The sequence below is a fragment of the uncultured Martelella sp. genome, from assembly GCF_963677965.2.
Classification (GTDB): domain Bacteria; phylum Pseudomonadota; class Alphaproteobacteria; order Rhizobiales; family Rhizobiaceae; genus Martelella; species Martelella mangrovi.
Map to the genome: position 1 here is coordinate 1,732,200 of NZ_CAXXFM010000001.1, position 17,041 is coordinate 1,749,240.

Below are 17,041 nucleotides of genomic sequence, written 5' to 3' on the forward strand. Positions count from 1 at the left end.
TCCCGGCGCCAGTGTTGTTGCGTTGGAACCTTTGATTGGCGCACTCAGGCCGCAGGCCAACAACACGATAGAAGGTGGTGCTTTGCTTCAGCACGACCCGCGTTTTCGGCTGCGAGGCAGCTCGTTGTTCGGCGTTCCACCCTCTCTCCTCCTCAGTCGTCATACTCGACCTCAATCGCCGGTGTCCGACGTGATGAAAGAGAGTGCCCGGACCTTTCAGGAGAACGTCTGCATCGTGGCTTTTTTCGTGGAACCGTCCCACGACCTGACAATCAACAAGGCGCGACAGCTCGAATCAGTTCATCGATAGCCATGGCCGCAACCACTATATGTTGACGATTTTTCGTCTAGATACACCAGATGAAGTGCGGCCTGACCCCAGGAGCCCAACATGTCTGATGTCGTGATCGAAAACGCCTACACCGAAGAACACCTGCCGCCTTTCGTCGTCAAACGCAACGGAGTGCGCAAGCCATTCGATGCCGGCAAGATCGAACGCGCCATCCTGAAGGCCGGCGAGGCATCACATGCTTTCGGCGCCGGCGAGGCGCGCAGGCTTTGCGATCAGGTCGTCAAGGTAATCGCTCACAGCACGGCCGGTGAGACGATTGAAATCGAGCGCATTCAGGACATCGCCGAACAGGTGCTGATTTCGGCCAACTTCTTCGAGACCGCGCGTGCCTATATCGTTTACCGCGAAAAGCATGCCAAGCTGCGCGAGAGCGGCAAGGTCGCTGTCGATGTGATTTCATCGATCGATGAATATCTCGACCGCTCCGACTGGCGCGTCAATGCCAATGCCAATCAGGGCTATTCGCTGGGCGGGCTGATCCTCAATGTCTCCGGCAAGGTCGTCGCCAATTACTGGCTTTCCCATGTCTATGCGCCCGAGATTGGCGCTGCGCACCGCGCCGGCGATCTGCATATCCACGATCTCGACATGCTGTCGGGCTATTGCGCCGGCTGGTCGCTTCGCACGCTGATCACCGAGGGGCTGAACGGTGTGCCGGGAAAGGTCGAGGCCGATCCGCCGAAGCATATGTCGTCGGCCGTCGGCCAGATCGTCAATTTCCTCGGCACGCTGCAGAATGAATGGGCCGGCGCACAGGCATTTTCTTCCTTCGATACCTATATGGCCCCCTTCATCCGCAAGGACGGTCTTTCCTATGAGGATGTGCTGCAGTCGATCCAGGAACTGATCTACAATCTGAATGTCCCCTCGCGCTGGGGCACGCAGACGCCGTTTACCAACCTCACCTTCGACTGGGTCTGCCCGGACGACCTGAAGGAACAGCGCCCGATCATCGGCGGTGAGGAAATGCCGTTTGCCTATGGCGAGCTGCAGGTCGAGATGGACATGATCAACCGCGCCTATATGGAGGTGATGACCAAGGGCGATGCCAAGGGCCGGGTGTTCACCTTCCCGATCCCGACCTACAACATCACGCCGGACTTCCCCTGGGAAAGCGAAAATGCCACGCGACTTTTCGAGATGACGGCCAAATACGGCCTGCCCTATTTCCAGAATTTTCTGAATTCCGACCTGTCGCCCAATATGGTGCGCTCGATGTGCTGCCGGCTGCAGCTCGACCTGACGGAGCTTCTGAAACGCGGCAACGGGCTTTTCGGCTCGGCCGAACAGACCGGTTCGCTCGGCGTCGTCACCATCAACTGCGCCCGCCTCGGCTTTACCCACAAGGGCGACGAGGCCGGTCTTCTGGCCCGCCTCGACGAACTGCTCGACCTTGGTCGCGACAGCCTCGAAATCAAGCGCAAGGTGATCCAGCGGCTGATCGACGAGGGGCTTTTCCCCTATACCAAGCGCTATCTCGGCACGCTGCGCAATCATTTCTCCACGCTCGGCGTCAACGGCGTCAACGAGATGATCCGCAACTTCACCGACGACCGCGAGGACATCACCACCGAAGAGGGCTATGCGCTGGCGCTGAGACTGCTCGACCATGTGCGCGAGAAGATCGTTTCCTATCAGGAGGAAACCGGACACCTCTACAATCTGGAAGCAACGCCGGCGGAAGGCACCGCGCACCGCTTTGCCCGCGAGGACGCCAAGCGCTTTCCCGGCATCATCCAGGCTGGCACGCCGGAAAACGCCTATTACACCAATTCCAGCCAGCTTCCCGCCGGCTTTACCGATGATCCCTTCGATGCGCTTTCACGGCAGGAAGTGCTGCAGAAGAAATATACCGGCGGCACGGTGCTGCATCTCTACATGGGCAGCCGCATGTCCTCCGGCGAGGCCTGCAAGAACCTTGTCCGCCGTTCACTGACGAATTTCCGCCTGCCCTACATCACCGTCACGCCGACATTCTCCATCTGCCCGACGCATGGCTATATCGAGGGCGAGCACCAGTTCTGCCCGAAATGCGATGCCGACCGGCTGGCGAAGAAACGCGCGACACTCATTGCCGCTGAATGAAAGGAAAGATCATGTCACTGATTGAGAAAGACGTCGTTGCCGACACCGAAATCACGCTGACCGACGAGGAGCGTCAGCCCTGCGAAATCTGGACACGGGTGATGGGCTATCACCGTCCGGTTTCCTCCTTCAACCGCGGCAAGAAAGGCGAATTCGCCGAACGCCGCTATTTCAGGGAACAGGGCGGTGAACGGGCATAACGCAGCCGAACAGCCTCTTCCCGCGTCACCCTCGGGCTTGACCCGAGGGTCCACTGAAGCCGTGCCGCGCGGCATGGATCCTCGGGTCAAGCCCGAGGATGACACGGAGAGAGAGGACGTGCACGGGCTCCGCAACAAGCCCGAGGACGACGCAAGAGGGAAAGAACCTGTATCGGACGTCGCCTCTGCCGCCAAGATCGATCTCCGCGTCGGCGGTTTAGAGCCGTTTTCACTCTGCGACTGGCCGGACAGGATTGTTACCACGCTTTTTCTTCAGGGCTGCCCGTGGCGCTGCCCCTATTGCCATAATCCCGGCCTGCTGGATGCCGCGGCGAAGACCGGTTTCACTTTCGACGGCATTCTCGAATTTCTGGAAAGCCGACGCGGACTTCTCGATGGCGTCGTCTTTTCCGGTGGCGAACCCACCCTGCAAAAAGCATTGCTGCCAGCGATGAAGGCTGTACGGAAAATGGGCTTCAAGGTGGGCCTGCATTCCGGCGGCGCCTATCCCGAACGCCTGCGCGACGTGCTGCCCCTGACCGACTGGATCGGCTTCGACGTCAAGGCGCCGTCCTATGCCTATGACCGGATGACGGGAACGCCGAAAAGTGCTGCCCGTGCGTTTGAAAGCCTCCGCCATGTGCTTGAAAGCGGTGTCGACTACCAGATCCGCACCACTGTGCATAAGGGGCTGATGGATGACGCAGATCTTGAAGCGCTTCGCAAGGAACTCGCCGGCTACGGTATTTCCGGCCACAAGATCCAGACCTTCCGCACCACCGGCGTCGATATGACCCGGATGGACAAGGCACTGAAGGAGCATGAAAACGCGCTGGCCGACGGCTGAACCGGCAGGCCATCGGCAGCAAAAGCCGGTTCCGGACCCATTTTCGCCTTGTTCTGACACAATACTCGAAAACAGGCGGAAGAACTTGAAGCCGAAACAGTTCATTTCCATATAGTCTCTGTCGGCATGCTTTATGCCGTAACAAAGCGAGGAAAACTTGAGATGAACGAGACCGCATTGCTGCGTCCGGCGTGGACGCCACTTACGATCGCCCTGATGGTGATCGGCTTTGTCGTCTTCTGGCCGCTCGGCCTTGTCATGCTTGCATACATCATCTGGGGCGACCGGCTGAATATGACGAAGGACGAATGGAAGCATTCGGCCAAACGGGCCTTCGGCTCCTGCAAGCGCAACATGCGCAATGCGGATTACACCATGCATTCGACCGGCAATGCCGCTTTCGATGAATGGCGCCGCAGCGAAATGGAGCGGATCGAGGCAGAGCGCCGCAAGCTTGACGAGATGCGCGCCGAATTCGACCGCTACACCGATGAACTGCGCAAGGCGCGCGACCGCGAGGAATTCGAGCGGTTCATGCGCGAGCGTGGCGGCAATTTCAATGCTTCCGGGCAGAACCCTGCGCCCGAAGCATAACACTGAATGACCTTCTGACTTTCCGGCATTGCCCTTTCCCCCAGGGCGGTGCCGTTTTTTTGTGCCCGCTTCTGGTGCGCGGAGAAGAAAAGCGCTACCCCTTGCCGGAACCTTAAGGAAAATGAGCTGATCCGTGGAAAAACGCGCAAGACCCACGACCATCGATCTCGGCGGCAAGGTGCTGCCGCTCAACCTGAAGACCAATGCGCGCGCGCGGCGGATGACGCTGAAGATCGAACCCGGCGGCCACGCCGTCAGCCTCACCGTTCCCCCCGGCCTCGCACGCCACGAAGTCGACGGGTTTCTGCGCCGCCATCATGACTGGCTGCTGGAGCGCATGGCGCGGTTCGAGGGTCGCGATACCCATGTCTGCGACGGCGGCTCGGTTTCAATCTTCGGCATTGCCCACACTATCCGCCACAGCGGCAATCTGCGCGGGCTGACCACGATCCGCGATGAGGGCGACGGCAAGGTTTTGCGCGTCTCCGGCCCGGCCGAAAGCATTGGCCGCCGGGTCGCCGATTACCTGAAGAAGGAAGCCCGGCGCGAAATCACCGAACGGGTGAAGGTGCATGCGGCGGCCAGCGGAAGGTCCTATTCGGCGATTTCGTTCAAGGACACCCGCTCGCGCTGGGGTTCGTGCTCGTCGGCCGGCAATCTCAACTTTTCCTGGCGGATCGCCATGGCGCCCCTGTTCGTGGTCGATTATCTGGCGGCCCACGAGGTCGCCCATCTCTCCGAAATGAACCACGGGCCGCGCTTCTGGGCATTGTGCGAAAAGCTTTGCCCGCAGACGCCGCAAGCGCGGCAATGGCTGAAAAACGAAGGCTCCTTCCTGCATGCGGTGCGTTTCGAGGCGCCCCTTGCCTGATCAAGCCTTCGCAGTCCGCCCCTGTTTGTGATAGAAAAGCCTCATGAAAAGACCCGAAATCAAGATCTGCGGTATCAGTACCAGACAAACGCTCGACCACGTGATTGCCCGGGGCGCCAGCCATGTCGGCTTCATCTTCTTCGAGAAGAGCCCGCGCCATGTGGACGTCGATGTTGCCGCCGACCTGATCGACCATGTGCGCGGCCGGGCGAAAACCGTGGCCGTGAGCGTCAATGCCGATAACGAGCTGCTCGAGGAAATCGTCTATGGCGCGAAACCCGACATGCTGCAGCTGCACGGCAAGGAAAGCCCCGACCGGGTGGTCACCGTCAAGGCGCTTTACGGACTGCCGGTGATCAAGGCATTTTCGATCCGCACGCCGGAAGACCTTTCCTTTGCGCGCGAATATGAAGATGTTGCCGACCGCATTCTGTTCGATGCAAAGCCACCGGAAAATGCCGAACTGCCCGGCGGAAACGGCGTTGCCTTCGATTGGCGCTTGCTTGCCGGCTATCAGGCGACTATCCCTTGGTTTCTGTCCGGGGGCCTGAACGCGGATAATGCGGGGACCGCGCTCAATGACATCCACGCGCCGGGCCTTGACGTATCATCCGGTGTGGAAAGCGCGCCGGGCATAAAGGATCCGGCCCGGATCGATGCCTTTTTTGATGCCGTCGACAAGGCGCGGATGCGCCAGACGGCCTGATGGAGACTGACGTGAACGAGACGCCAAAACCAAACTCCTTCAAATCCGGCCCCGACGAAAGCGGCCTGTTCGGCATTTTCGGCGGACGCTTCGTGGCCGAAACGCTGATGCCGCTGATCCTCGACCTGCAGGCGGAATGGGACAGGGCCAAGACCGATCCGGCCTTCAAGGCGGAACTGACATCGCTGGGCAAGCACTATACCGGCCGCCCGAGCCCGCTTTATTATGCCGAACGGCTCAGCGAGCATCTCGGCGGCGCGAAGATCTATTTCAAGCGCGAGGAGCTGAACCACACCGGCTCGCACAAGATCAACAATTGCCTCGGCCAGATCCTGCTGGCCAAGCGCATGGGCAAGACCCGGATCATCGCCGAAACCGGCGCCGGCCAGCACGGCGTGGCATCGGCCACCGTGGCCGCCCGCTTCGGCCTGCCTTGCGTGGTCTATATGGGCGCGACCGATGTCGAACGGCAGGCGCCCAACGTGTTCCGCATGAAGCTCCTCGGCGCCGAGGTGAAGCCGGTGACGGCCGGCCATGGCACGCTGAAAGACGCCATGAACGAAGCGCTGCGCGACTGGGTTACCAATGTCGACGACACCTATTACCTGATCGGCACGGCCGCAGGCCCGCATCCCTATCCGGAAATGGTGCGCGATTTTCAGGCCGTGATCGGCACGGAGGCGAAAGAGCAGATCCTGGAGGCCGAAGGCCGACTGCCCGATCTGGTGATTGCAGCCGTCGGCGGCGGTTCGAATGCCATCGGCATTTTCCATCCCTTCCTCGACGATCAGGATGTGAAGATCGTCGGCGTGGAAGCGGGCGGGCGCGGGCTTGACGGCGAGGAGCATTGTGCCTCGCTGACGGCGGGCGCGCCGGGCGTGCTGCACGGCAACCGCACCTATCTGCTGCAGGATGATGACGGCCAGATCAAGGAAGGCCATTCGATCTCCGCCGGGCTCGATTATCCGGGCATCGGACCGGAGCACTCATGGCTCAACGACATCGGCCGGGTCGACTATGTGCCGATCCTCGACACCGAGGCGCTGGAAGCCTTCCAGCTGATGACCCGGCTCGAGGGCATCATTCCAGCCCTTGAAGCCAGCCACGCGATTGCCGAAATCATCAAGCGCGCACCGAAAATGGGCAAGGACGAGATCATCCTCGCCAATCTTTCCGGTCGCGGCGACAAGGATGTGCACACGGTCGGCAAGATTCTCGGCATGGAGATGTAAGGTCCATGACGACAGGTTCGCGCGCGGAAACCATTGAGGAGATGTCGGAACTGGCGGAGGCCCTTTTCGACATTATCGAGGAGGAGAATGCGGACGTGCCGGATATCCGCCACGCCGTGGTGGAAGCACTGGCGCACCAGAACCTCTACAATATCGAGATGGCGGCGGCCCTTTCGGCGCTTTCGGAGGGGCGGCGACCCGAGGCCGAGCTGGACAGTCTCGTTTTGAACATGAAGGCCGTTCACAAATCACTGGTGAAGGCGATTTCGGCCTGGAACGAAGCGGAATAGGCGCTGCTTTTCATCCGGCCGCAGATCATGAAAGGGAGGCCATGACATCGGAAAGGCTTTCAGAACGTTACGCGCCGAGAGCGGCCGGGTTTCTCCGGGCGGTTTCCGCAGATGGCGGCGTGATCAAGCTGAACGGCATTTCGACGTCACCGGATCTCGACCTTACCGACGCCGAGACGGACGCAGCCGCGACGGTTCTCGAGCAGTCGACGCTTGGCAAGCCGCATCTGAAGGTCGGCTTTGCCGTTCTGCATCGCGGAGAGGAGGCCTTATGGCTGCTGCTTCACTGGTGGCTTGACGGCGGCATTGCCTCGCATGCCATGTGGCGGGCCGGTCTCGGGACGGCGCGGCCAGAGTTTTCACCGGTTCCGGCAGGGGTTCTGGCCTGTGTCTGGGAACTGGGCGTTATTGATTTCGAGCGGCGGGCGTTTATGGATACAGCCCTGTCCGGCGCGCCGCTTGCCGACTATCTCGCATCGAGGATGCCACGGAGTACAGTATGACCGAACGCATGGAAAAACGCTTTGCAGCCCTGAAGGCCGAGGGCCGGCCGGCGCTGATCACCTATTTCATGGGTGGCGATCCCGATTTCGACACCTCGCTTGAGATCATGAAGGCGCTTCCGAAGGCGGGCGCCGACGTGATCGAACTCGGCATGCCGTTTTCCGACCCGATGGCCGACGGACCGGCCATCCAGATGGCGGGTCTCAGGGCGCTGAAAGGCGGGCAGACGCTGGAAAAGACGCTGGAACTGGCCCGTCGTTTTCGCAAAGAGGATGCCGATACGCCGATCGTGATGATGGGCTATTACAATCCGATCTACATCTACGGCGTCGAGCGCTTTGTGGACACCGCCCTTGAGGCCGGGATCGACGGGCTGATCATCGTTGACCTGCCGCCGGAAATGGACAACGAGCTGTGCATTCCCGCACTCGAAAAGGGCCTCAACTTCATCCGTCTGGCCACGCCGACGACCGATGAGAAGCGCCTGCCGGCGGTTCTGCAGAACACATCCGGTTTCGTCTATTACGTGTCGATGAACGGCATTACCGGCTCGGCGCTGCCCGACCCGTCGAAGGTGGGCGAAGCCGTTTCGCGCATCAAGGCGCATACCGATCTTCCCGTCTGCGTCGGCTTCGGCGTGAAGACGGCCGAACATGCCCGCCTGATCGGTGCGGCGGCCGATGGCGTCGTGGTCGGCACGGCAGTGGTCAACCAGATCGCCGGCAGTCTCGATGGGAACGGCAAGGGCGGCAAGGACACGGTTGATGCGGTTTCGACCTTCGTGCGCGGGCTTTCAAGCGGCGTACGGGACGCCCGCCTTGCGGCGGCGGAGTAAATCTGGCAAACCGCAGGCAATGCTATTCAGGAGGTTCATTTGGTGAACTGGATAACCAATTATGTGCGGCCGCGGATCAATTCCATGTTCGGCCGGCGCGAAGTGCCCGAGAATTTGTGGATCAAGTGCCCCGAAACAGGCGCGATGGTGTTTCACACCGATCTGGAAGAAAACAAATGGGTCATTCCCTCGTCCGGCTATCACATGAAGATGCCGGCGCGCGCGCGGCTGATTGACCTGTTCGACAACGGCCAGTTCGAGGACCTGCCGCAGCCGAAGGTGGCGCAGGACCCGCTGAAGTTTCGCGACTCCAAGAAATACGCCGACCGTCTGAAGGAAAACCGCACCAAGACCGGACAGGACGACACGATCGTCGCCGGTGTCGGCACGCTTGAGGGCCTCAAGCTGGTGGCCGTGGTTCATGAGTTCAAATTCCTCGGTGGCTCGCTGGGCATGGCCGCAGGCGAGGCGATCATTCAGGCTTTCGAACGGGCGCTCAAGGAAAACTGCCCGCTGGTGATCTTCCCGGCTTCCGGCGGCGCACGCATGCAGGAAGGCGTGCTGTCGCTGATGCAGATGCCGCGCGTGACCGTGATGGTCGAGATGATGCGCGAGGCGGGCCTGCCCTATATCGTCGTTCTGACCAACCCGACGACCGGCGGGGTTTCGGCCTCCTATGCGATGCTGGGCGATCTGCACATCTCCGAGCCGGGCGCCGAGATCGGCTTTGCCGGCCGCCGCGTGATCGAGCAGACCATTCGCGAACAGCTGCCCGACGGCTTCCAGACCGCGGAATACCTGCTGGATCACGGCATGATCGACATGGTCGTCAGGCGCCACGACATTCCCGAAACGCTGGCGCGCGTGCTGAAGATCATGACCGGCGCGCCGCCGACGGCAAATGCCATGCTGGAACCGCCGAAACATCACGATGCCATCGCCGACGAGACACCGCACGAAAAGATCGAGAGCGATCAGGCGCCGGCCCCGCAGAGCTGAGGCCGTTCAGGCCCCGGGCAGCACCGGTCCCGACAGCAATTTCCGGGTGGCGACAGGCTGCCCGGAAACAAAAAAGATGAAGCAGGGCGCGGCCGATAGAGGCCCAGCGCTCCGGAAATCGGACCCATCATGGACAACCATTCCCTCGGCGCGGCCGAGCGCGTGATCGATCACCTGATGCAATTGCATCCCAAGGGGTTCGATCTGTCGCTCGACCGGATCCGGAACCTTCTTGAAAAACTCGGCAATCCGCATCTGGCGCTGCCGCCGGTGATCCATATTGCCGGGACAAACGGCAAGGGGTCGGCAAGCGCCTTCAGTCGCGCATTGCTGGAAGCTGCCGGGCTTTCGGTTCATGTCCATTCCTCACCGCATCTGGTGCGCTGGCACGAGCGCTTCCGCATCGGCGGCCCCGGCGGCGCCAGCGGCTATGTCGACGACACGCTGCTGGCTGAGACGCTGAAGCGCGTGGAAGCGGCCAATGCCGGCGCGACGGCCACGGTGTTCGAGCTGCTGACGGCAACGACCTTTGTGCTGTTTGCGGAAATTCCCGCCGACGTCGTTATTCTGGAAGTCGGCCTTGGTGGCCGTTTCGATGCCACCAACATCATCGACAAGCCCGCCGTCAGCGTGATCATGCCGATCTCGCTCGACCATCAGGCCTATCTCGGCGACCGCGTCGAGCTGATTGCGGCCGAAAAGGCCGGGATCATGAAACCGGGCGTGCCGGTCGTGATCGGCCAGCAGGAATATGAGGCCGCCGAAGAGGTGCTGATCGCCACGGCCGACAGGCTTGGCTGTCCGCTCCACCTCTACGGCCAGGATTACAGCGCCCATGAGGAGCACGGCCGTCTCGTCTATCAGGACGGCGACGGGCTGATGGACCTGCCGCTGCCGGCACTGCCCGGCCGCCACCAATACGCCAATGCGGCTGCTGCCATTTCGGCCGTCAAGGCCGCCGGTTTCGCGATTGACGAGAGCGCTGTCGAAACGGCGATGCGCAATGTGTTCTGGCCCGCCCGCCTGCAGCAGCTGACGGAAGGCGATCTGGTGACGGCAGCCCCCGAAGGCAGCGAAATCTGGCTGGATGGCGGGCATAACCCCGGCGCTGGCGAGGTGATTGCCGAAGCGCTGGCCGGCTTCGAGGAGCACGACCCGCGCCCGCTGTTCCTGATCATCGGGATGATCAACACCAAGGACCCGTTCGGCTTTTTCGAGCATTTCGCCGGGCTTGCCAATTATGTCTATTGCGCGCCGATCAAGGGCACGGAAGCGTTCATCGACCCCGTGGCGTTGGCATCTTCAGCCGCCGATGCCGGTCTTTCGGCCGAGCCGGTCTCCTCGATCGGCGAGGCGCTGGCCGCCATCTGCCTGCGCGCCCGCGTCGACCAGCCGCCGCCACGCATCCTGATCGGCGGCTCGCTCTATTTCGCCGGCAATGCGCTTTTTGAAAACGGCACGCCGCCGCTTTGAGTTTGTAAATTTTCCGGTTTGGGAACGGATTTCCGGGAACCAGGGCGTCCGTTTTGCCAGACTTTCCCCTGCTTTGGCGTTATCCTCGGGCTTGACCCGAGGATCCCTAGACCTTTTCACGCGTAAGATGCCGACCGGGACTGGACCCTCGGGTCAAGCCCGAGGGTGGCGCGCGTGCGTGGTGCTGAAGATCGAAAACCACGCCTCTTCATAGCGCCGCAGCGACGTGTTTCATTCGCTGCGGCTTTTTTGTCGATCAGTAACGATAATGTTCCGGCTTGAACGGGCCTTCCGGCGTCACGCCGATATAGGCGGCCTGTTCTTCCGACAGAACGGTCAGCTTGGCGCCGAGCTTGTCGAGATGCAGGCGGGCGACCTTTTCGTCGAGATGCTTGGGCAGAACGTGAACGGCATTTTCGTATTTGTCGCGGTGCTGGAAGATTTCCATCTGCGCCAGCACCTGGTTGGTGAACGACGCCGACATCACGAAGGAGGGGTGGCCGGTGGCATTGCCGAGGTTCAGAAGGCGGCCTTCCGACAGCAGGATCAGCCGCTTGCCGTCGGGAAACGCAATCATGTCGACCTGCGGCTTGATGTTGGTCCATTTGTAATTGCGCAGCGAATTGACCTGAATTTCGTTATCGAAATGGCCGATATTGCCGACAATCGCCATGTCCTTCATCTCGCGCATGTGTTCCAGGCGGATGATGTCCTTGTTGCCGGTGGTGGTGACGAAGATATCGGCGGTCGAGACAACATCTTCCAGCTGCACGACCTCGAAGCCGTCCATGGCGGCCTGCAGGGCGCAGATCGGATCGGCTTCGGTCACCTTGACGCGCGCACCTGCGCCGGAAAGCGAGGCGGCCGAGCCCTTGCCGACATCGCCGTAACCGCAGACGACGGCGACCTTGCCGGCCATCATCACATCGGTGGCGCGGCGGATACCGTCGACGAGGGATTCCTTGCAGCCATACTTGTTGTCGAATTTCGACTTGGTGACCGAGTCGTTGACATTGATGGCCGGGAAGGGGAGCTGGCCGGCACGGGCAAGCTGGTAGAGCCGGTTGACGCCGGTGGTGGTTTCTTCCGTCACGCCCAGAAGCGCATCGCGCTGCTTGGTGAAGAAGCCGGGCGTTTCGGCCATGCGCTTCTTGATCTGCGCGAACAGCACTTCCTCTTCTTCCGAACCCGGCTTGGACAGCACATCCTCGCCAGCCTCGGCGCGCGCGCCGATCAGGATATACATGGTGGCGTCGCCGCCATCATCGAGGATCAGGTTCGACTGTCCGCCATCGTTCCACTGGAAGATCCGGTCGGTATAGGACCAGTATTCGGCAAGGCTTTCGCCCTTGACCGCAAACACCGGCGTGCCGGTGGCGGCAATGGCGGCAGCGGCGTGATCCTGGGTGGAGAAGATGTTGCAGGACGCCCAACGGACATCGGCGCCCAGGACTTTAAGGGTTTCGATCAGAACGCCGGTCTGGATCGTCATGTGCAGCGAACCGGAAATGCGCGCGCCCTTCAGCGGCTGGCTTTCACCGAATTCCTCGCGCGCGGCCATCAGGCCCGGCATTTCGGTTTCGGCAATCTCCAGTTCCTTGCGGCCGTAATCGGCCAGCGCGATATCGGCGACGATGAAATCTTCTGTGGCGCTCATTGAAAAACTCCCGAGGCAAAAAATGGGTGCGGCAGATCGCGGCCGGCACTGTCAGGCGGGCAACACGCTGCGTTCGGTTTGCTTCGTTAGTAACAGCCTTGGGCGTCGCTGACAAGAAAGACATAAAGAAATCTTTATGTCTTTCTCTGCCCCCGTTGAGCGGCCGGGTCAACGCTGCGCAGCGCGTCGCGGCAGGCCTGCAGGATTTCAAGACGGACATACTGACTTTCGTAATAATCCGAAAGCGCCGGATCGGGATTATGGGTGTGTCCGGTGGTCCGCATCGCGGTGGCGGCCTGCTCGAGACCCGCATGAAGGCCCGATGCCGCGGCGGCGTTTACCGCAGAACCCAGCAGCACCACGTCTTCCGTCGGGGAAACATGCACCGGGCGGCCGGTGACATCGGCGTAAAGCCTTGAGAGAAGCGGATTGCGCCGATGGCCGCCGGCAAGGTGGAGCGCGGTTGCGGGAATGCCGTTTTCGGCAAGATGTTCGAGGATCTGCCGCAGCGACAGTGCAATGGCAATGCAGGCGCGCCAGTAAAGCCGGCAAAGCCCGTCGAAAGACTTGTCGAGGGTGAGGCCCGCGACCATGCCGGTCATGGCCGGGTCGGCAAAGGGCGAGCGGGAGCCGTGAAAATCGGGCAGGATATCCAGCCCGTCAGCAAAACCGGGGCCGTCTGCCGCAATCATGGAAGCAATCCGGGCATTGACCTGCTCGTGACGGGCTTCCGTTGCCGGGCCGCCCTCGGCATGGATTTCAAGCAGGTGGTTGAGCAGGCCGCCAGTTGCGGACTGTCCGGCCTCGAACGGCCATTGGTGCGGATAGATCGCGGAAAAATAGGGGCCCCATACGCTTCCGGCGAAGACGGGATCGGGCCCATAGCCGATAAGGCAGCTGGAGGTTCCGCCGATCAGCGCGAATTCGCCGGGTGCCTTCATTCCGGGGTGCGGCAACGCGCCGAGCGCGCCGGCATAGGCATCCACCATGCCGGCGGCAACCGTCACGTTGCAATCAAGCCCGAATGCTTCTGCCGCAGCTTCGGTCAGCTTGCCGATGGCTTTGCCGGGCGGGCACGGCGGTATCCCGGCACCGGCCTTTTCCGGCAGATCGCCAAGGCTGAACCGGTCGAAAAGCGCACGCGGCCAGGGATCGGCATTCTCAGCCATATGAAACCATTTGGTGGCAAGTGTGGAAAGCGAACGCTGCCGGCTGCCGGTTGCCCGAAAACTCAGGAAATCGGCGAGATCGAAGAAATCGCCAGCCTTTTGCCAAAGCTCCGGCCGGTTCCGCTTCAGCCACAAAAGCTTCGGCACCTGCATTTCCGGCGAAATCGACCCGCCGGAATGCCTGACCGCGGCCTCACCGGTGGCACTCAGCTCCGCCGCCTCGTCTCTGGCGCGGTGATCGAACCAGGCGATGGTGTCATAGGACCCGCTGTCATCCGTAAAAAGCGGCAGCGGATCGCCCGCCCGGTCGAGCAGCACCAGCGAGCATGTGGCACCGAAGGCGAGGCCCGCAATCCGCTCGGGGCCGAGACCGCTTGCAAGGCGCGCACTTCGCACCGCCATCGCCGTCGTCTGCCAGATGTCGTCGGACACATATTCGCCGCGCCGCGCGCCCGGACGGCGCAGCCGCAGCGGCTCGACCCTGCGGGACAGCATGGTGCCGGTTTTGTCGAAAATGCCTGCCCTGACGCTTGCCGTGCCGACATCGACCGCAATCACGTGATCGCGCATCCTGCACGCTCCCCACCCTGTCAGTCTTTGCGCACAAGGTGGACGAGAATGCAGATTTCGTCAAACATCCTGTCCGCGCCGGGCTTTCCCGGGCGCGGGCCGGGCCAATCATCGGTAGCCGGATACACTATGCCAGATCACCGGCGATATAGCGTTTCAGTGTTTCGGCGGTCCCGGCGGTTCTGAGGCTCTCCAGCGCTGCCGAGAAGCGCTTGCGGAAGGTTTCATTGTCGGAGATCGAGCCGAAGATGGCGCGGTCCTCAAGGAAAATCATCGGGTCTTCGCGGCTTGCAAGTGCGGCCTTGTGAAGACGGTCGGCGGCCTCATCGTTGAAGCGGATGGCGCGGCCGCTGTCGGATGTCCCCTCGAAATAGCGGCACCACAGCGCCGAGACCAGCGCGAGACCGACGACATCAAGGCCCTTGTCCAGCCGCGCCGCCGTGGATGGCAGGATGAATTTCGGCTGCCGGTTGGAACCGTCGAGCGCCAGCCGCTCAATCGTGTCGCCGATCTTGGGATTGGCGAAGCGCCGGGCAATCAGCTCGTAATAGCCGGCAAGATCGGTATCGGGCACCGGCGGCACGATGGGAATGATTTCCTCCTTCTCGAGTTTTTCGAGAAAGGCGGCGATCAGTTCGTTCTCCATCGCCTCGTGCACGAAATGGATATCGAGCAGTTCGCCGGGATAGGCGATGGCCGCATGGCCGCCGTTGAGGATCCTGAGCTTCATCACCTCATAGGGGCTGACATCCTCGACAAAGGTGACGCCGACCTTCTCCAGCGCCGGGCGGCCAAGCGGAAAGTCATCCTCCAGCACCCACTGTTTGAAGCCCTCGCAGAACACCGGCCAATTGTCCGCAATGCCATATTCCTCCCGCGTGATATCGCGTTCGCGCTTGCCGGTGGCCGGCGTGATCCGGTCGACCATGGCATTGGGAAAGGCAACATTGTCGCGGATCCAGCCGGCAAAGGCCGGATCGGAGAGTTCGGCGAGGCCTGAGACGGTGGCCTTGGTCACCGCGCCGTTATGCGGAATGTTGTCGCAGCACATCACGGTAAAGGGCGGTATGTTTTCGCTGCGGCGTTTCTTCAGACCGGCGATGATCAGGCCAAAGGCCGTTTTCGGGGTATCCGGATTTTCACCATCGGCGACGATGGCCGGATGGGTCGGGTCGAATTTCCCGGTGGCCGGATCGATGAAATAGCCGCCTTCCGTCACCGTCAGCGAGACAATGCGGATTGCCGGATCGGCGAGTTTTTCGATCATCGCCGCGTAATCGGGCGGGGCGATCATGTCGATCATCGCACCGGTGATAGTGGCTTCGCTGGCATCCGCCTCCTGGTCCACCACGGTGGTCAGGAAATCCTGGCCGGCAAGAACGTCGCGCATCTTCGTGTCGGAGGGCATGACGCCGGCGCCGATGATGGCCCAGTCGAGATCGCGGCCCTTGTTGAAAAGCTGATGCAGGTAGACCGCCTGATGCGCGCGGTGGAAATTGCCGACGCCGAAATGAACGATCCCGGCGGAAAGGGCGCTGCGCTGATAGGCCGGCACGGCCGCCTTGTCCGCATGCTGATCAAGATTTTCGAGGTTGAGGGGCTCGGTCATGGTCTCAAGGTCCAGTCTTCGCATTTCGCTGTTTGGTCGACGGCGCCGGTCAGGCGGCAAGGCCATCCGCGTTGAAGCGGTAAAGCCGTTCGGGGTCCGGCGAGATGAACACCATGTCGCCGTGGCGCACCGGAAACTCGCCATCCGTGCGGGTGGTGATATGGCCGAGCCCGGGAACATCGACATGCAGGAAGGTGTCGGAACCGAGATGTTCGGAAACGACGACCTTGCCCTTCCATTTGCCGTTTTCGGTGGAAAGGGCGACATGTTCGGGTCTGATGCCGATCGTGTGGGCGCCGAATTCCGCAGCCGCCTCGCCGTCGATGAAATTCATCTTCGGCGAACCGATGAAACCGGCGACAAAGAGATTGGCGGGACTGCGGTAAAGTTCGAGCGGCGAGCCGACCTGTTCGATATTGCCGGCGCGCAGGACCACGATCTTGTCGGCCATGGTCATGGCTTCCACCTGGTCGTGGGTCACGTAGATCGAGGTTGCGCCAAGCTGCTGGTGCAGTTCGGAGATTTCGAGCCGCATATTGACCCGAAGCGCTGCATCGAGGTTCGAGAGCGGTTCGTCGAACAGGAAACATTCCGGCGCGCGCACGATCGCGCGGCCAATGGCGACGCGCTGGCGCTGACCACCGGAAAGCGCGCGCGGCTTGCGCTCCAGATAATCGGTCAGGTTCAGGATCTTTGCCGCCTCCTCAACCTTGCGGTCGATTTCGGCCTTGTCGAAATTGGCCATTTTCAGCGGAAAGCCGATATTGGCGCGCACGCTCATATGCGGATAAAGCGCATAGGACTGGAACACCATGGCAAGGCCGCGCTTTGCCGGCGGTTTGGCTGTGGCATCCTCGCCATCGATCAGGATGCGGCCGCCGGTAACATCCTCAAGGCCTGCAATCAGGCGCAGAAGGGTGGACTTGCCGCAGCCCGAGGGGCCGACAAAGACGACGAACTCGCCATCATTGATTTCAAGATCGATCGACGGAATGACCGCATGTTCGCCAAAATGCTTGGAGACGTTTTCAAGTCTGATGCTGCCCAT

The 17,041-nt window shown here is 61.4% G+C and carries 16 protein-coding genes; 12 read left to right on the forward strand and 4 right to left on the reverse strand.

The annotated features are described in order from the left end of the window. Positions 1-391: 391 nt before the first annotated feature. The 12 genes from ACHZCU_RS08245 (at position 392) to ACHZCU_RS08300 (ending at position 10,988) form a co-directional block, all read left to right on the forward strand. Positions 392-2,437: a ribonucleoside triphosphate reductase gene (locus ACHZCU_RS08245; protein ID WP_319518384.1), complete on the forward strand. Its 2,046-nt coding sequence runs from the start codon at positions 392-394 to the stop codon at positions 2,435-2,437. 11 nt (positions 2,438-2,448) lie between these two features. Further along, positions 2,449-2,637 carry an anaerobic ribonucleoside-triphosphate reductase gene (nrdD, locus tag ACHZCU_RS08250; RefSeq protein WP_106309471.1) on the forward strand — a complete coding sequence of 63 codons (189 nt, stop codon included), beginning with the start codon at positions 2,449-2,451 and terminating at the stop codon, positions 2,635-2,637. A gap of 118 nt (positions 2,638-2,755) precedes the next feature. Continuing rightward, positions 2,756-3,484: an anaerobic ribonucleoside-triphosphate reductase activating protein gene (locus ACHZCU_RS08255; protein ID WP_319518385.1), complete on the forward strand. Its 729-nt coding sequence runs from the start codon at positions 2,756-2,758 to the stop codon at positions 3,482-3,484. 162 nt (positions 3,485-3,646) lie between these two features. Next, the gene (locus ACHZCU_RS08260; RefSeq protein ID WP_319518386.1) at positions 3,647-4,078 is read left to right on the forward strand and encodes a DUF2852 domain-containing protein; all 432 of its coding nucleotides are present in this window, start codon (positions 3,647-3,649) and stop codon (positions 4,076-4,078) included. 133 nt (positions 4,079-4,211) lie between these two features. Further along, positions 4,212-4,949, forward strand: coding sequence for a SprT family zinc-dependent metalloprotease (locus ACHZCU_RS08265; protein WP_319518387.1), 738 nt, complete (start codon positions 4,212-4,214; stop codon positions 4,947-4,949). 43 nt (positions 4,950-4,992) lie between these two features. Next, positions 4,993-5,655 carry a phosphoribosylanthranilate isomerase gene (locus ACHZCU_RS08270; RefSeq protein WP_106309245.1) on the forward strand — a complete coding sequence of 221 codons (663 nt, stop codon included), beginning with the start codon at positions 4,993-4,995 and terminating at the stop codon, positions 5,653-5,655. An 11-nt stretch (positions 5,656-5,666) separates the two neighbouring features. Continuing rightward, the gene (gene trpB / locus ACHZCU_RS08275) at positions 5,667-6,887 is read left to right on the forward strand and encodes a tryptophan synthase subunit beta (RefSeq protein ID WP_319518388.1); all 1,221 of its coding nucleotides are present in this window, start codon (positions 5,667-5,669) and stop codon (positions 6,885-6,887) included. 5 nt (positions 6,888-6,892) lie between these two features. Beyond that, positions 6,893-7,177: a hypothetical protein gene (locus tag ACHZCU_RS08280; RefSeq protein WP_106309252.1), complete on the forward strand. Its 285-nt coding sequence runs from the start codon at positions 6,893-6,895 to the stop codon at positions 7,175-7,177. A 41-nt stretch (positions 7,178-7,218) separates the two neighbouring features. Beyond that, entirely contained in the window at positions 7,219-7,680 is a 462-nt protein-coding gene (locus tag ACHZCU_RS08285) for a hypothetical protein (protein ID WP_319518389.1), read from the forward strand. Beyond that, positions 7,677-8,516: a tryptophan synthase subunit alpha gene (trpA, locus tag ACHZCU_RS08290; protein ID WP_106309258.1), complete on the forward strand. Its 840-nt coding sequence runs from the start codon at positions 7,677-7,679 to the stop codon at positions 8,514-8,516. The genes ACHZCU_RS08285 and trpA overlap by 4 nt, the downstream gene beginning before the upstream one ends. Before the next feature lie 42 nt (positions 8,517-8,558). Next, a complete protein-coding gene (accD, locus tag ACHZCU_RS08295; protein WP_319518390.1) occupies positions 8,559-9,515 on the forward strand; it encodes an acetyl-CoA carboxylase, carboxyltransferase subunit beta in 957 nt (318 codons plus the stop codon). A gap of 129 nt (positions 9,516-9,644) precedes the next feature. Continuing rightward, positions 9,645-10,988 (forward strand): folylpolyglutamate synthase/dihydrofolate synthase family protein, encoded by a 1,344-nt coding sequence (locus tag ACHZCU_RS08300; RefSeq protein WP_106309261.1) that lies wholly within the window; start codon positions 9,645-9,647, stop codon positions 10,986-10,988. 256 nt (positions 10,989-11,244) lie between these two features. Here the strand turns inward: ACHZCU_RS08300 and ahcY are convergent, their stop codons facing one another. The 4 genes from ahcY to ACHZCU_RS08320 all read right to left on the reverse strand — a co-directional run bounded on the left by ahcY (position 11,245) and on the right by ACHZCU_RS08320 (position 17,041). Beyond that, entirely contained in the window at positions 11,245-12,645 is a 1,401-nt protein-coding gene (ahcY, locus tag ACHZCU_RS08305) for an adenosylhomocysteinase (protein WP_319518391.1), read from the reverse strand. A gap of 134 nt (positions 12,646-12,779) precedes the next feature. Next, positions 12,780-14,384 carry an FGGY-family carbohydrate kinase gene (locus ACHZCU_RS08310; RefSeq protein ID WP_319518392.1) on the reverse strand — a complete coding sequence of 535 codons (1,605 nt, stop codon included), beginning with the start codon at positions 14,382-14,384 and terminating at the stop codon, positions 12,780-12,782. A gap of 127 nt (positions 14,385-14,511) precedes the next feature. Then, complete coding sequence (locus ACHZCU_RS08315) at positions 14,512-15,993, reverse strand: mannitol dehydrogenase family protein (RefSeq protein ID WP_319518393.1); 1,482 nt, start codon at positions 15,991-15,993, stop codon at positions 14,512-14,514. Positions 15,994-16,042: 49 nt separating this feature from the next. Further along, entirely contained in the window at positions 16,043-17,041 is a 999-nt protein-coding gene (locus tag ACHZCU_RS08320; RefSeq protein ID WP_319518394.1) for an ABC transporter ATP-binding protein, read from the reverse strand.

Bases quoted from the DNA above. Each gene is read 5' to 3' on its own strand.
- ACHZCU_RS08245 (WP_319518384.1), top strand. From the start codon at position 392: ATGTCTGATGTCGTGATCGAAAACGCCTACACCGAAGAACACCTGCCG.
- nrdD (WP_106309471.1), top strand. From the start codon at position 2,449: ATGTCACTGATTGAGAAAGACGTCGTTGCCGACACCGAAATCACGCTG.
- ACHZCU_RS08260 (WP_319518386.1), top strand. From the start codon at position 3,647: ATGAACGAGACCGCATTGCTGCGTCCGGCGTGGACGCCACTTACGATC.
- ACHZCU_RS08270 (WP_106309245.1), top strand. From the start codon at position 4,993: ATGAAAAGACCCGAAATCAAGATCTGCGGTATCAGTACCAGACAAACG.
- ACHZCU_RS08280 (WP_106309252.1), top strand. From the start codon at position 6,893: ATGACGACAGGTTCGCGCGCGGAAACCATTGAGGAGATGTCGGAACTG.
- ACHZCU_RS08285 (WP_319518389.1), top strand. From the start codon at position 7,219: ATGACATCGGAAAGGCTTTCAGAACGTTACGCGCCGAGAGCGGCCGGG.
- trpA (WP_106309258.1), top strand. From the start codon at position 7,677: ATGACCGAACGCATGGAAAAACGCTTTGCAGCCCTGAAGGCCGAGGGC.
- ACHZCU_RS08300 (WP_106309261.1), top strand. From the start codon at position 9,645: ATGGACAACCATTCCCTCGGCGCGGCCGAGCGCGTGATCGATCACCTG.
- ahcY (WP_319518391.1), bottom strand. From the start codon at position 12,645: ATGAGCGCCACAGAAGATTTCATCGTCGCCGATATCGCGCTGGCCGAT.
- ACHZCU_RS08310 (WP_319518392.1), bottom strand. From the start codon at position 14,384: ATGCGCGATCACGTGATTGCGGTCGATGTCGGCACGGCAAGCGTCAGG.
- ACHZCU_RS08315 (WP_319518393.1), bottom strand. From the start codon at position 15,993: ATGACCGAGCCCCTCAACCTCGAAAATCTTGATCAGCATGCGGACAAG.
- ACHZCU_RS08320 (WP_319518394.1), bottom strand. From the start codon at position 17,041: ATGGGCAGCATCAGACTTGAAAACGTCTCCAAGCATTTTGGCGAACAT.